The sequence below is a fragment of the Streptomyces sp. NBC_00490 genome, from assembly GCF_036013645.1.
Classification (GTDB): domain Bacteria; phylum Actinomycetota; class Actinomycetes; order Streptomycetales; family Streptomycetaceae; genus Streptomyces; species Streptomyces canus_F.
Genome location: NZ_CP107869.1, coordinates 186,829 through 201,402, shown reverse-complemented (window position 1 = coordinate 201,402; position 14,574 = coordinate 186,829). Strand labels below are relative to the sequence as shown.

The following is a 14,574-nucleotide window of genomic DNA, read 5'->3' as shown; positions in this document are numbered from 1 at the left end:
GCTGCCCGGACGCCGACGTGACACGACCGTGTCCGACATACCGAACAAAGGTCGAAGTATCGAGCAAGAGAATGCTAGGCATCCCACAAATAACGTCAATACCTCTGACGAAACCCGCGGGCAGAAACTTTCGCAGACTGAAACCAGGCGACAACAAGTCCCTTGATTGCAAGGGACTTTGACGCGAGGGCCAGGTAGCGGTACGGGCAGGCTTGGACAGGCACCGTTGCAGTACTGGTTGCCACCGCTCCCGAAAAGGTTGCCGCACAGCCCAAGTTGAGGGTGCGAGGGGTCACGGGGTTCGCGGAGGTCGGAATCGGATCCGTCTTCGTGATACGAACGGTGGCCTCGCCGCCCCCATGTGGACTCCGGGTCGAACGGGACGCAGGCGTGTACTCGCAGGCCGTAGTGGCGTCCCGCTGCCACGACTTGAGGATGACGGACCGCGATCCCGGTGACCCGGTCGATGGTCATCGTCTTCTCGTTGTCGGTGAGCAGACAGGGCGGTACCCCGCCGCTCGCCCACCGCGTCGTCCGCTCGCCCCCGGTGAACCCCGTAGCTGGAGGCGTTCGTGAGCTTGTCGGCTCGCATCCTGCGCTGCGACCGGTCGAGCCACTCCTCAATCTTCGGCATGAATGGGTCGATCAAGGATCTTGTGCTGTCCGCTATCAACTCCTAGGATCCATGCCGTCCGAAGGATCGGTTGACGTTCGCAATATCGACCACGCCCGGCCGAAGCGGCTTGCGCATGGTGCACATGCCGGGCATGACAGCACCCGCATCATCCGTACCAGTAAGGCTCTCCCCCCACACGCCAAGTGCCGGACTTGGAAGGTGCACCCGGCATTCGTGCGGCGAGCCCCGATCGCCTCCCGGAGCATCGTGTGACGTCGCCCGCACCATGCCCGCGCCCGCGCCGCGCGGCCGTGGTCCTCCTGTCAGGCCTGGCGCGGCCGGCCCGTCGCCCAACTCGTAGGCCGTGCCTGGGGCACGTCGTATCCCAGCCCCGTTCCGCCGCCCCCATCCCGCCAGGCCAACCCACTGACCGGCGGCGACGCCTTCGACGGAACGACCGTGAAACCGAAGCGGGAATCGAACCACAATCCGGACCACGGCAAGTGGTCCGTCAACAACGGCCTGACCCTGCGCACCGCGAGCCACCACCGACCTGTACTGGGCCCGCAATACCCTCACCCACCGGATTCAGGGACCCACCTCCACCGCGACCATCCAGCTGGACTACGCGACGATCCGCGACGGACAGCAACTGGAACACCACCGGCACTGGCACCGGCGCCGAAGTCGCGAGCGCCGAAGTCACGGGCTACGCCGCGCAGACACGCGGCGGCTTGGCGCGTATCGCAGGTCCGCACTGACCACACCCCGAGCGCAGCAACGTTCCTCCCCCGCTTCTGACCAGCTGCTCAGTCCCCGACCCGCAGCACCAGGAAGGACCACACCATGGCCAGTACCGCCGTCCTCATGCCAACGGCTCACCCGACCGCAGGGAGACCACCCGCCACCGGTAGGAGACTCACCCGGGCGGCCGCCTGGGTGGTGGGCTTCCTGCTGGTGTTCGCCGTCGTGCCCGCCGTGGTGCAGCCCACCGCGGCCAGGGCGGACAATCCGATCGTGCAGCACGTGTACACCGCCGACCCTGCCCCGCTGGTCTACAACGGACGGGTCTACCTCTACACCGGGCACGACGAGGACGGCTCCACCTCCTTCGTGATGAAGGACTGGCGGGTGTGGTCCTCCGCCGACATGGTCAACTGGACCGACCACGGCTCGCCGCTCAGCCTGAACACCTTCAGCTGGGCGTCGACCGACGCGTGGGCGGGCCAGGCCATCGAACGCGGCGGCAAGTTCTACTGGTATGTGCCGGTGACGGCCCGGGCGACCGGCCGGATGGCCATCGGCGTGGCCGTGTCGGACAGCCCCACCGGACCGTTCCGCGACGCCCTCGGCCACCCGCTGATAGAGAACAGCGAGATCGACCCGACCGTCTTCATCGACGACGACGGCCAGGCCTACCTGTACTGGGGCAACCCGAACCTCTGGTACGTCAAGCTGAACACGGACATGACCTCCTACGCAGGCAGCCCCACCCAAATCCCGCTCACCACCGCCGGCTTCGGAACCCGCACCGACAACCCCGACCGCCCCACGCTGTACGAAGAAGCACCCTGGATCTACAAGCGGAACGGCCTGTACTACATGGTGTACGCGGCCAAGTGCTGCTCGGAGTTCATCGCCTACTCCACGGCACCCAGCCCGACCGGGCCGTGGACCTACCGTGGAACAGTCATGCCCACACAGGGCAACAGCTTCACCAACCACGCCGGCATCGTGGACTTTAAGGGCAACTCATACTTCTTCTACCAAAACGGCGCCCTCCCAGGCGGCGGCAACTTCACCCGCTCGGTCGCCGTGGAGAAGTTCAGCTACAACGCCGACGGCACCATTCCAGCGATCAATATGACGACGGAGGGGGCGCCGCAAGCCGGCACGCTCGATCCTTATATCCGTCAGCAAGCCGAGACCATCGCGTGGGGCAGCGGCATCGAAACCGAACCCTCCAGCGAGGGCGGGATGAACGTCAGCTGGATTGAAGACGGCGATTACATCAAGGTCAAGGGCGTAGCATTCGGCACCGGTGCCAGCTCGTTCACCGCCAGGGTGGCCTCAAGCACCAGCGGCGGCCGAGTTGAGCTGCACCTGGACAGTCCTACTGGGCCAACGGTCGGGACATGCACTGTGTCGGGCACCGGAGGCTGGCAGACCTGGAGCACGGTCTCGTGCCCTGTTACCGGTGCGACCGGGACCCACGATCTGTACCTGCGCTTCGCCGGTGGCAGCGGGTACCTGTTCAATATGGACTGGTGGCAGTTCAACACCAACCAGCCCACCTTCTCGTCAACCGCCGTCGCCCAGCACAGCGGGTACTGTCTGGACGACCCCAACCAGAGCACCGCCGACGGCACTCAGTACCGGCAGTACACCTGCGGCGGCGGTGAGGAACAGCGGTTCGACTTCCGCCCGGTGCCAGGGGTGGCGGACACCTACACCCTGGTGAACCACTACAGCGGCAAGTGCCTCGACATCGCCGGCGCCTCCACCGCCGACGGCGCGGCGGTCCATCAGTGGACCTGTCACGGCGGCACGAACCAGCAGTTCACGCTGCGGCAGGTCGCCGCCAACGACTACCAGCTCGTCGCGGTGCACAGCGGCAAGTGCGTGGACGTCAGCGGGATCTCCACCGCCGTCGGAGCACTGGTCCACCAGTGGACCTGTGACTCCGCCAGTGCGCTGGCCACCAAGAAGAACCAGGTCTGGCGCCTGACCGGCAAGAGCTGAACCAACACAGGGTCGGGCCCGGGCCGGCAACCCGGCGCCCGACCCTGTCCAGGGCCTTAGGGCTGGCACGGCGGCGCCGAGTCCGACCCAGGCCCCGTCCACGTGGTGCCACATGCCCACGCTCCGGCACAGTTCCGAGACCGGTTCGAGCGGATCCACGGCGCCGGTGGCGGTGGTGCCCAGCGTGGTGACCGTGCAGAAGGGCAGCAGGCCTGCGTCCAGGTCGGCGGTGACCGCGGCGCGCAGTACGGCGGGGTCCAGGCGGTCGTGCGGGTCCGTGGCGACGGGCGCAGCCGGTGGGCGGGCAGACCGATGCAGGCGGCTGCCTTGGCGACGGACACATGTGCCTGGGCGCTGCAGTAGAGGGTGAGGCGGGCGTGGTCGCGGTCGTAGGCGGGGCCGTCCGCGGAGTCTCGCCGGGTGAGGAACCAGGTGCGCGCGGTGGCCAGGGCGAGCAGGTTGGCCATGGCGCCGCCGCTGGTCAGTACCCCGCCGCGCCATCGGGCAGGCCCGCCAGGTCGGCGAGCATGCGGACGGTGCCGCGTTCCAGGTCCATCAGGGCGTTCTCGCCCATCCCGCAGGTCGCGTTGACGGCGCAGGCCAGCAGGTCGGCGACGATCCCGGCCGGTGCGGGCGGCGAGTTGACCCAAGCGAAGAAGGCAGGGTGCCCGTTCCCGGTCGGGTACGGCGCGATCTCATCGCGCACGAAGTCCTGCACACTCCGCCGCTGCGCTGTGGTGCCGGAGCCGGCCCTCACGCAGTCGCGACTGCACTGGTGGAGGCAGCGGACGGCTCACCGGGCCGTGGGGCAGTTCGCTCAGATACTGGGCGACCCACTCGGCTGCCGAGACGAGTTCGTCCCGCAGCACCTTCGTATGGACCGCGGGCGGCTCCGGGGACCGGCAGGATTCGTCAAACCGAGACGAGGCGTGGTCATGCAAGCGGTGCGTAGTTCGGCGTAGGCCACGGTGTCGAGGATGATCGTGTGCACGCCGATGTCTACGAGCTTGCTCGGGGCCAGGCCCAGGGACTCGCCCCGGTGGGTCATCGCGGTTAGCAGGTAGGCGTAGCCCTGGTCGAGGACCCTGGCCGCCATGACTGTGTCGTGCGGGTAGTCCCGCACGAGGAGTTGGACCTGTTTCTCCCACAACTGGGGCGGGACGGCCTCGCGGGCGGAACGGACCGGGCCGAGCACCGGGTCGATGGCCGACGTGGCCGCGGCTGCGCTTGTCATGATGCCTCCCAGGGACCGGGCTCCGCACGGTCGGGGCGCTGCACCCAGCACACCGCACCGACGCGCCGGTGGTGGTCAACCATCCTGCTGCGCAAGGGATTTGCACGTCCTGCAAGCCGCCTCGACGGCACCTCCCAGCGCCCGTACTGTGGGAGGCCCCCGGTCGTGCGGTGTGGGAGGGACCAAGTGCCCATTGACCCGCAGCTGTACAGTGCCGTTCGGCCAGACTCGGCCGGCTGGGCGCGCTGAACTGCGCCGAGCACATCCAGCCGCTCACCAAGTACATGATGTACAACAAGGGCGAGCAGATCCACGTCGCCTCCTCGCCGAGCTTCTCCGTGTACCGGGGCATGGCGACGGCGCTCGGGCCCGAGGCGAACACCGCCGTCAGCCTGGTGTACGCCGTCGAGGGGCAGACCTTCGTCCTCGCGCGCCCCGGTGAAAGGGATCCTGCGCGACCACATGCTCTTCAGCGCGCCCGGCACCCTGTTCCAGGCACCCACCAGCGGCTTCCGCGGCGACCTTGTGCCTACACCGAAGATCTGGACGTCTCCGGGTCGTACACCCGGGTTTCCGGCTATCAGCGGACCCAGGCCGCGCTGGATGAGGGGCTGGACTTCACGGCGATCTTCGACGGCACCGACATGGTTGCCGTCGGCGCTCTGGCCGCGCTGCGTGAGGCGGATCTGTCCGTGCCCGCCGACGTTTCCCTGGTCGGGTTCGACGACGTGCCTTTCGCCACCGATCTGACCCCCGCGCTGACCACCGTTCGGGTGCCCTACGAAGAGCTCGCAGGCACCGCGGTCCGCCTGGCGCTGGAGCGAGAGAAGTCTCTCGCCGACGACCACGTCGTGCTGAGCACGCAACTGGTAATCCGGCAGTCGGTGCGGTCGCCAAGTGGGCATCGTGTCGACCGGGCACGTCGGTCTTCATGAGATTCGGCGGTTGCCGGCAGAGAGTAGTTGGCGCTGGCGGCCGTCCTCGCTGAACAGACTGTGGCGGCCGGGACCGTCGGCGGCGCCCGTGTGGCGCGCCGACGAAGCGCTCTGGTCACTGACTTTCGCTTCGGTTCGGAGTCGTGCCCCCTGAGCAGCCCGCCGACCGGGGTCATGGGTCGGATGTGTTGCTGCACGGTTTCGCCAGGCCGCCGATTGGTCAAGACCTCTTCAATCCTCCCTGGCATGTCTGGTGATGACATCGGACGGGTGGGTTCACTGCGCTGCATGGAACAACTGACGACCCGCGGACGACTGCGCCGGACGGCGCTCGCTCTCGCCGCTGCGGCCACCACGCTCGGCCTGACCCTGGGCGCGGCCTCGCCCGCCGGGGCCGTGACGGTGCCGGCCGAGTTCGGCACCGACTACCACGACCCGCTCACCGCCGCCCCGGCGATTACCACGCCGCACACCAAGTCCTGTTCGGTCACGGTCGCCGAGGCGAAGTTCAAGGACTTCACCCCCTACACCGGCACCTACACCCCGCCGACCGGCTGCGGCACCCCGGGCCACTGGTCGAAGGTCGTCCTGCGGATGGACGGCAGCGTGGCCGGGCGGCAGTACGACCGGCTCGGGTATCTCGACATCGGCGGGGTCGAGGTGTTCCGCACGTCGACGCCGGAACCGTCGCAGGACGGCATCGACTGGTCCGTCGAGAAGGACGTGACACGGTATGAGAAGACGCTGAGCGGTGAGCAGTCCGTCGACATGCTCATCGGCAACGTTGTCAACGACACCTACACCGGTGTCCTCGACGTCAAGGTCACGCTCACCTTCTACGCCCCCGAGCCGAACCGCACCGCATCGGCCACGTCGGCCGCATCGGCTCCCGACCAGGTCATCCCGCTCAGCGACGCCGACAGCGTGACAAGCGGCGCCAAGCTCACCACTCCGCGCAACTCCGAGCGGATCCTCGCCGAGGTGTACGCGACCGGATCGGGCGGCGGCTGCGAGGAGTTCTGGTACTCGGCGGTCACGCCGTCGGCATCGTATTCCTGCCAGGGCGGGGACGACGGCCCGTACCGCGAGGTCGAGGTCAGCATCGACGGGAAGGTGGCCGGGGTCGCCTCGCCCTACCCGAACGTGTGGACCGGCGGCTGGTCGCCGTACCTGTGGTCGGTGCTCCCGTCGCCGACCGCCTTGGACGTACGACCGCTGGAGTTCGACCTGACCCCCTTCGCCGGTGAGCTGAACGACGGCAAGGCGCACACGGTCGACGTGTCCGTGCTTGGGGTGCCCAGCGGACAGACCGGCTGGAGTGCCCCGACGAACATCCTGGTGTGGCAGGACACCCACAAGTCGGTGGTGACGGGCGCGCTGACCTCGTACAAGGCGTCGTCCGCGCCGAAGGTGACGAACACCTACGAGGACGGATCCCTGCGCAGCCTGGTGACGGAGGGCACGCACAGCCTCAAGGTCTCCGGCTACCTCGACACCTCCCACGGCCGGGTCACCACCACGGTCGACCGGTCCCTGACCACGGCGATCACCCACCACTGGACCCCGGACGAGAACACCGACAACCAGAGCGGCCGTTGGACCGACGCCCAGAAGGTCACCGTGAACGGCCACACCTCGCGCACCGACCGCACGTACACACTGGACGGCCGCTCCACGATCGACACGGACAACCGGCTCCGCGTGATCATGTCCATCGACGACCATGCCCGCACGGACGGCATCCTCAGCGACGACAAGTACGCCGGAGACGCGACGTTCACGCTGGGCGTGGCCCGAGAGGACCGGCATGCCGTGGCGACGACGAGCGAGCGGTACCGGCTCAGCGGAGCGGGGGTGTGCTACGACCACACGCTCGCCACGGAACAGGGCGTCCTGACGAAGGACGTACGACACTGCTGACCATGGGCAACTGAACGCGCCCGAGGGCGTGTTGCGCGCCGCCGTCGGCGATCACCGGGCGGCGGCGCATCATGGTTCCGGTGTCCCGGTGGGCAGCGCCTGCTCCACCCAGATGGTCTTGCCCGTGGGCGTCTGACGGGTGCCCGAGAGCTCGCAGATCTGGGCGACGAGCAGCGGACCACGCCTGGTGTCGATCTCGGAGGGATCAGCGAGGCCTACGCGCCGACGAAGACCTACCGAGCCGCCAGCATCCTGAGCATCAGGACTTTGAAACCACCCTGCGTGGCGCCGGCACGAAGGCTCGCGGGAGCCGGATGAGTGCGGGGCAGCTCAGCGGGACGAGCGCCCCCGCATGAGGCTTCCTGCCGTCGAGAGGCCGGAGTTCACATGTGAACACCCGGCGCAGCGCGACGGGGCCGTCGCCTGGCAGGAGCGGCGCTGTCCGGCGGCATCGAAACAGAAGAGGTCGGAATGGTCACCGTGATCGATGCGGAGCAGTGGCCCACGGCCGGCCGGTCGGCGCGTTGGCAGGACGTGCTCTGCGACCTTTACGCCCCCCCTCCGTTTCACCCCGTTGCGGCCGGAGGTCCGCGGTCGGATCACGGTGGTGAGCTCGACCGGCTCCGGGTCACCCACATGGCCATGGCGGCCTCGGTGTTGCACTCCCGGCTCGAGCGCGGCCGCGCGGCCGCCGCGTCACAGCGCCGTGGACTATGTCGAGCGCCATCTCGGCGAGCCGGACCCTCGCGCACTGAGGTGGGGGAGGTCCGGCTGCGGGCGGGAGTCTCCGAACTGCTGCGACGGGGGTCTTGTCCGCACGTGTCGCGTGCCGGTCAGACGCTGACCGCCGTGATCCGCTCGCGCAGGCCGGCCGCCGCCCGGGGCGCCCCCTCGCCAGATCTTTTCGGGTGGCTGGGGCCGCGGGAGCGGTGAGGACATCGCCCTGGTCGAACCCGTGTACGGGATGACGGACCCCGCAGGATTCAGCAGGCGCTTCCCCTGCTGCCGTCGGGTGAGCGTGCCCAGCCCCGTCGACCAGCGGCTCCAGCATGCCCACGGTCGTCGCCACCGCCGGATCGGACGCGGCGATACGGGTGGCGGATACGGCGGAGACGTGCTCGGAGGTCAGGCCGAGCGGGCTGGCCAGCAGGGACACCGTGGTCGTGGGGGAGGTTCTGCTGGCCGCGCTCAACGAGCTGGACTCCGCAGTCGCCTGGAGCGTGTCCGGTAGGTCGCAGGCTGGACTGCGCCGCAGCCCCTCGGCTGTACGGGCAGATTGTTAGTCTCAGCCCTTGGTAGTCCCTGCTGTGGGTAGTCACGTAGGGGCCAGGGGGGAGCCGTGGGTGGATCCGTAGGTCAGTCAGTGGTGAATGCGGTGGAGAAGCCATTCCTGATGTCCGTCGAGGACGTCTTTGGCCTGCAGCAGGGCAGGATGGTCATGCTCACGGGCCGGATCGAGCGTGGGCGGGTACGCAAGGGTGACGAGGTGGAGATCGTCGGTCTGGGGGGTGGCGCGACTGCCCGTGTGGCGGACATCGACGCAAGTCACGTACGTATCGACGAGGCCGGTGCGGGCATGAACGTGGGGGTACTGCTGGGTGGCATAACAGCGGATGCGGTTGAGCGGGGCCACGTGCTTGCGACTCCGGGCTCGATCAGCGCCCACGCCTGCTTCGCTGCGGACATCACCCTGCTGTCCGAGGAACAGGGCGGTGCGGACGTAGTATCCGGCGATCGCCTTCGATTCCACACCCGCAGCGCCGCAGTATGTGGCACTGTCACGCTTCGCGGGGGCGATGTGGTGCGGCCGCTTCACGGGGCCGAAGTGACAGTCACCCTCGAAGAACCGGTTGCCCTGGAGGAAGCCCAGCCTTTCGCATTCCGTCACCACGGTCGTGCCGCCGGCTTCGGCACCGTGACTCGACTCCCTCGCTGAGCTTCACGAGCGGAGCCAGAGCCGGATCGTGGCAAGGGTGACCGTGCCTTGAAAGACAAACGCCCGCTGGTCGAAGCGTGTTGCAACAGCCCTGTGGATCTTCAGCTTGCCGATCAGGCGCTCGACTTCGTTCCGATGGGCATACCGCTCCTGGCCAAAGCCGGTGGGCTGGCCGCCCGCAGTAGGCGTCGGTGAACTTCATCAGGAGGGTGCTCCGTTCGTACGGGGTGCGTCATGGTGCGGGCTGGAAGCGTGCGCTGACTCGTGCGGACGGAGCCGGCCGGCGAGGCTGGACGGGAGGCGGCGCTGGTGCTGCTGGGCCGCGCCGATCGGCCGGCCGCCGTTCTCACCGCCAACGATCTGCGGGCCCTGGGCGGCTACCAGGCGGCTCGGGAGTTGCGGCTGACCATCCCCGGCGATCTGAGCGTGGTCGGATTCAATGACCTGCCGGTGGCTTCCTGGGTGGAGCCGCCGCTGACGACGGTTCACCAGCCCCTGGTGGAGCCGGTCGAGTGCACGTGCTGTCCCTTCGGACGGGTGGGTGGGGGCCTGTGGCGGTCCGGAGGCACCGGGACCGCCACAGGTGTCTGCAGGCCCTAGCGAACCAGGGGTGCGTAGTCGAACCAGTCGAAGTGGGCGGTCCCGGTGGCGGCGTAGAGGCTGATGACGCGTCCGGTGAAGCCGCCGGCGACCTCGGTGGAGAGGTAGCGGCCGTCCAGGGTGGCCAGGTCGGTCGCCGTTCCGTCGGCGGACTCGAAGCCGAAGACCAGGGAGTCCGGGCCGGTGCGCGCGTCGTGCGGCTCGGGGGCGGGTCCGGTGCGGACGAAGAGGGTCACCGGGCCTGCCGGGAGGGTGTGTTCGGCGGTGACGGTGCGCAGCGAGCCGATCCTGGCGATGACCGAGAGTCGGCCCCCGGGGGTCGCCTCGATGCTGTAGTGGTGGAACTCGTCCAGGCGCACGGCGAGTCCGCCGCTGCCCTCGGCCGTATCGATCAGGGTGCGGGCACGGAAGGCGAGGTGCTGCTGGCGGCGGCCCAGCAGGACCACGTCGGGTTCGTCCAGGGAGGCGCCGCGGGCGCGCAGGGTCAGCCAGCTGTCGCGCTCCTTGGTGCTGACCAGCTCGGTGGGCCGGTCGCGCAGGGAGATCCAGTGGTGTGCCAGGTCGCCGGGCTCGAAGTCGTCCCGCTCCGGCTCGGGGGTGGGGGCCGACACCGGCCAGGGCAGCTCGGCGCGCTCCACGCCGACCTCGCCGATGACGGGCCAGCCGTCCTCCCAGCTGACCGGGGCCAGGAAGGTCTCGCGGCCGAGTACGTGCCAGCCGGGGGTGCCGCCCTGGGGCCGGACGGCCAGCAGCAGCATCCACCAGCTGCCGTCGGGCGCCTGCACCAGGTCGGCGTGGCCGGTGTTCTGGACCGGCTTGTTGGTGCCGCGGTGAGTGAGGATCGGGTTGGCCGGGCACGGCTCGAAGGGGCCGCTGGGGGAGGGGCCGCGGGCGATGGAGACGCTGTGGCCGCGTTCGGTGCCGCCCTCGGCGAGCATCAGGTACCAGTGGTCGCCGATGCGGTAGAGGTGCGGCGCCTCGGGCGCGATGGAGCCGGGGGTGCCGGACCAGACGGGGTAGGGCTCGCCGAGGATTTCGCCGGTAGAGGGGTCGAGGCGGACCTGGGCGACCCCGGCGTAGGTGCACCAGCAGGTGCCGTCCTCGTCCCAGGCGAGGTCGGGGTCGATGCCGGGGACGCCGGGGACGCGGACGGGATCGGACCAGGGGCCTGCCGGGTCGGTCGCGGTGTAGACCATGTTGCCGCCGCCGGAGGCGACATTGGTGACGATCAGCCAGAAGCGACCGTCGTGGTGGCGCAGGGTAGGGGCGTAGAGGCCGCCGGAGGAGGGGGTGTCCGGAGGGAGGTCGAGCTGGCTGGGGCGGTCCAGGGCATTGCCGATCTGGGTCCAGTTGACCAGGTCGCGGCTGTGGAAGACGGGCAGGCCGGGGAAGTACTCGAAGCTGGAGCAAACGAGGTAGTAGTCCTCGCCGACCCGGCAGACGCTGGGGTCAGGATGGAAGCCCGGGATCACCGGGCTGGTGGCGGAGGTCATCGGTGTGAAGTCCTTGGCGGCGTGGTGGGCGGGTGGGTGGGCGCCGTTCAGGGCGCGAACGTCAGCGCGGCGAGACGCTGTTCACCGGTGAGTACGACCGTCAGTTCGCCGACCGTGCTGTGCTGGTGGCCCAGGGCGGCGCTGACGGTGGTCCAGGTGTACCGGTCGCCGGTCGAGTCCACCGGCAGTGCAGCGAGCAGCAGTCCGTCCGCGTAGACGTCCAGGCCGGCCGGGCCGGGCGCGGTGCGGGAGACCTCGGCGGTCAGCGTGGCCGCGCCGGTGAGGTCCACGTTGCGGAAGACCAGCCGCGCGGCCTGGTTCGCGGCAGGCGTCACCGCGTCCCCGTCGGTGCGGCCGGCGTCGACGATGACGGCGTCGCGGTAGTCGTCGAAGTCCACGGCACGCAGTGGCCGGCCGACGACCCGCCGGGGAGCGGGAGCAGGTCCGTCCACGGTGAACCGGGCGGTGAGCACGGGGTCGGCGGCGCTGCGGGCGACGAGCAGTTCGTAGTGGCCGGGGTCCACGGTGAAGGCGCCGGTGGCGACGTCCCAGTGGGCCAGTGCCTGCTCGAGGGGCAGCCGGAACTCCAGCTCGGCCCATTCGCCGGGTTGCAGCCGGACCTTGCGGAAGTCGGCGAGGCGCAGCAGTGGCGCCTCGTAGCGTGCGTCCAGTGCGCGGACGTAGAGCTGGACGGTCTCCATTCCGGCCCGCTCGCCCCGGTTGCCCAGGGAGACCCGGGCCGTGACCGTTCCGTCCTGGGGCAGGCGGTCGGCGTCGAGGGCGAGCCGGGAGTAGCTGAAGTCGGCGTAGGAGAGCCCGTGGCCGAAGGGGTAGAGGGCGGGGGTGCGGTGGTACTGGTAGGTCCAGCCGGCCTTGATGATGTCGTAGTCGAGGCGCTCGGGCAGGTGGTCGTTGCCCTGGTACCAGGTCTGCGGGAGGCGGCCTGACGCGTCGGCATCCCCGCGCAGCACGCGTGCGAGGGCGCGGCCGGTCTCCTGGCCGGCGTGGGAGGTCCACAGGATCGCGGGGACGTGCTCGGCGGCCCAGTCCACCGCGTAGGGGTAGCTGGACATGACGACCAGGACGGTGTCCGGCTGGGCGGCGAGGACCGCGCGCAGCAGGCGGTCCTGGTTCGGCGGGAGGTTCAGTCCGGCCCGGTCCTGCGTTTCCCGGCCGTTGATGTGCGGGTCGTTGCCCAGGACGACGACCGCGGTGTCCGCCGCGGCTGCGGCGGCGACGGCCTCGGCGACGCCGTCACGGACGACGGTGCGGGTGAGGACTGCCGCCACCTCCGGCGACTCTCCGGACATGGTGACAACGCCGGTGGCGGCGTGGACCTGCGCGTACCGGCCGGTGAGGACGCTCCGCAGCAACTCGCCCCCGTCGCCGTCGGGTTCGAGCCGGAAGGTCTCGCGGACGTACCAGTCGCCGGGCTGGTCCCGGTCGGCGGCTACCCGGCGGTCGGCGTCGCGCAGGGAGGCGTAGCGGCCGGTGGCGGCCGAGCGCAGGGTGAGCACTCCGAGATCCCAGTCGAAGAGGTCGAACTGTGCGGACGGGTCGCTGTCCTGGGCATCCGCCACGGTCAGCATCCCTTCCGGGCCTGCGGCGGTCAGCGCCCGGCCGTCCGCCGTGCGCAGCACGATCCGGTCCACGCCCTCCACGCCCTGGACGCCGAGGCCGTCGGCGACGGTGATCCGGTAGGGGTGGCTGCCGCTGTACCAGTCCTCGAACAGGGTGCAGGCCAGTGGGCCGACGACGGCGACCCGGCGGTCGGCGGGCAGTGGGAGCAGCCCCTCGTTCTTCAGCAGCACCGCGGATTCGGTGGCCGCGCGCAGAGCGAGCTCCTGGTGGGCGGGGGAGTTGACGACCTCCCAGCCGATGCCGGCGTAGGGGTCGTGCTCGGGGTCGAACTCGCCCAGGCGGAAGCGGATCGACAGCTGGCGGCGCACGGCCAGGTCCACGTCGTCCATGGTGAGCAGGCCGCGGTCCAGAGCTTCGGTGATTCGGCCGATGGTGACGGAGGAGTCCTCGCCGTGGTCGGTGAAGGAGTCGATGCCGGCCTTGAGGGCGGCAGCGTGCGACTCGGCATGGTCCTCGTAGTAGTGCTCGGGGTCGACCAGGTTGGAGGGAGCCTCGGCGTCGCTGACCACGAACAGCTCGTGCCCGGTGGGTTCGGCCCAGCGCCGCAGCTGCTGCTCGATCAGCGGACTGACGTGGCAGGGACGGCCGTTGACGAGGTTGTACGCGGCCATGACGCCGGTGGCGGCGCCAGTGGCGATGGCGAGCCTGAAGGCGGCCAGGTCGTACTCGTGCAGCACCCGGGGGCGCAGCCCGGAGGAGGTGGTGCAACGGCCGTCCTCGTTGTTGTAGCCGAGGAAGTGCTTGAGCACGGGGGCGGTGCGCAGATGCTCCGGGTCGTCGCCGGACATGCCCCGGCAGAAGGCGTCGCCGAGCCGGGCGGAGTGCGCGGGGTCCTCGGAGTAGCCCTCCTCGTTGCGTCCCCAGCGCGGGTCGCGCAGCAGGTTCACCACCGGCGCCCAGCCCTGGAGGCTGGTGCGGCCGGTGCCGACGGCCGGCGGGCGGTGGTGGTGGAAGGCGCGCTGTTCGGCCGAGACGGCCTCGGCGACCTCGCGGACCAGGCTCTCGTCCCAGCTCGCGCCAAGGCCCACGGCCTGCGGGAAGGTGGTGGCCTCGCCCAGCCGGGCGACGCCGTGCAGGGTCTCGGTGCCGGTACGGAACTCGCCGACTCCCAGCCGGGGGATCGCCGGGGAGTACTGGTGCAGCATGGCGATCCGCTCCTCGGCCGTGAGCTGGGAGAGCAGCTCGTCGACGCGCTGGGCCAGAGGCAGCCCGGGATCGCGGAAGTGGGGCGTGGCGGACACGGCGGCAGTGCTCACAGGTGAGGATCCCTTGCAGAACGGGCAGTCGGGCCGACAGGCGCGGTCGCGCAACCCTGCCGGTGGTGAAGCCCTTCGACGCTGACAGGCGATCACACCAGCGTCAAGAGAAAGTTTCGTGGTAGCCACCGGAAACTTTAAGTTGTCGTTTCTCTGTGCATGCCTTGCCCTCCGGGGAAAGTGGCGCTTAACCTCTCGGCA

At 69.6% G+C, this 14,574-nt stretch carries 10 protein-coding genes and 5 pseudogenes; 7 read left to right on the top strand and 8 right to left on the bottom strand.

Annotation, left to right across the window (positions count from 1 at the left end; translation table 11 throughout):
• Positions 1-299: 299 nt before the first annotated feature.
• A pseudogene (locus tag OG381_RS49455) lies at positions 300-646 on the bottom strand (IS21 family transposase); the annotation flags it as partial.
• A 306-nt stretch (positions 647-952) separates the two neighbouring features.
• Between OG381_RS49455 and OG381_RS49450 the strand changes: the two are divergent.
• Together OG381_RS49450 and OG381_RS00900 are read left to right on the top strand one after the other, a co-directional pair.
• Positions 953-1,268, top strand: a pseudogene (locus OG381_RS49450) (xylosidase); the annotation flags it as partial.
• Between the two features lie 194 nt (positions 1,269-1,462).
• Complete coding sequence (locus tag OG381_RS00900; protein WP_327714129.1) at positions 1,463-3,358, top strand: family 43 glycosylhydrolase; 1,896 nt, start codon at positions 1,463-1,465, stop codon at positions 3,356-3,358.
• Between the two features lie 108 nt (positions 3,359-3,466).
• Here OG381_RS00900 and OG381_RS00895 read toward each other — a convergent pair.
• From OG381_RS00895 to OG381_RS00880, 4 genes and pseudogenes are all read right to left on the bottom strand, one after another.
• Positions 3,467-3,604: pseudogene (locus OG381_RS00895) on the bottom strand (pyridoxal-dependent decarboxylase); the annotation flags it as partial.
• Positions 3,605-3,720: 116 nt separating this feature from the next.
• Positions 3,721-3,825, bottom strand: a pseudogene (locus tag OG381_RS00890) (hypothetical protein); the annotation flags it as partial.
• Positions 3,826-3,839: 14 nt separating this feature from the next.
• Positions 3,840-4,064 carry a hypothetical protein gene (locus OG381_RS00885; protein ID WP_327714128.1) on the bottom strand — a complete coding sequence of 75 codons (225 nt, stop codon included), beginning with the start codon at positions 4,062-4,064 and terminating at the stop codon, positions 3,840-3,842.
• Between the two features lie 111 nt (positions 4,065-4,175).
• Positions 4,176-4,592: a hypothetical protein gene (locus OG381_RS00880; protein WP_327714127.1), complete on the bottom strand. Its 417-nt coding sequence runs from the start codon at positions 4,590-4,592 to the stop codon at positions 4,176-4,178.
• A 236-nt stretch (positions 4,593-4,828) separates the two neighbouring features.
• On the opposite strand from OG381_RS00880, the gene OG381_RS49445 reads away from it, so the two are divergent.
• The 4 genes from OG381_RS49445 (at position 4,829) to OG381_RS00855 (ending at position 9,383) form a co-directional block, all read left to right on the top strand.
• The gene (locus OG381_RS49445) at positions 4,829-5,527 is read left to right on the top strand and encodes a substrate-binding domain-containing protein (protein WP_443062016.1); all 699 of its coding nucleotides are present in this window, start codon (positions 4,829-4,831) and stop codon (positions 5,525-5,527) included.
• Positions 5,528-5,815: 288 nt separating this feature from the next.
• Entirely contained in the window at positions 5,816-7,447 is a 1,632-nt protein-coding gene (locus OG381_RS00865; protein WP_327714126.1) for a peptide-N4-asparagine amidase, read from the top strand.
• 1,049 nt (positions 7,448-8,496) lie between these two features.
• Positions 8,497-8,730, top strand: coding sequence for a hypothetical protein (locus OG381_RS00860; protein WP_327714125.1), 234 nt, complete (start codon positions 8,497-8,499; stop codon positions 8,728-8,730).
• 92 nt (positions 8,731-8,822) lie between these two features.
• A complete protein-coding gene (locus tag OG381_RS00855) occupies positions 8,823-9,383 on the top strand; it encodes an EF-Tu/IF-2/RF-3 family GTPase (RefSeq protein ID WP_327714124.1) in 561 nt (186 codons plus the stop codon).
• A gap of 3 nt (positions 9,384-9,386) precedes the next feature.
• Here OG381_RS00855 and OG381_RS00850 read toward each other — a convergent pair.
• A pseudogene (locus OG381_RS00850) lies at positions 9,387-9,566 on the bottom strand (IS5/IS1182 family transposase); the annotation flags it as partial.
• A gap of 81 nt (positions 9,567-9,647) precedes the next feature.
• Here OG381_RS00850 and OG381_RS00845 point away from each other — a divergent pair.
• A complete protein-coding gene (locus tag OG381_RS00845; RefSeq protein ID WP_443061849.1) occupies positions 9,648-9,983 on the top strand; it encodes a substrate-binding domain-containing protein in 336 nt (111 codons plus the stop codon).
• Here OG381_RS00845 and OG381_RS00840 read toward each other — a convergent pair.
• Together OG381_RS00840 and OG381_RS00835 are read right to left on the bottom strand one after the other, a co-directional pair.
• The gene (locus tag OG381_RS00840; RefSeq protein ID WP_327714123.1) at positions 9,980-11,476 is read right to left on the bottom strand and encodes a glycoside hydrolase family 43 protein; all 1,497 of its coding nucleotides are present in this window, start codon (positions 11,474-11,476) and stop codon (positions 9,980-9,982) included. The two genes, OG381_RS00845 and OG381_RS00840, sit on opposite strands and share 4 nt — an antisense overlap.
• A 47-nt stretch (positions 11,477-11,523) precedes the next feature.
• Positions 11,524-14,373, bottom strand: coding sequence for a glycoside hydrolase family 3 C-terminal domain-containing protein (locus OG381_RS00835; RefSeq protein WP_327714122.1), 2,850 nt, complete (start codon positions 14,371-14,373; stop codon positions 11,524-11,526).
• Positions 14,374-14,574 lie beyond the last annotated feature (201 nt).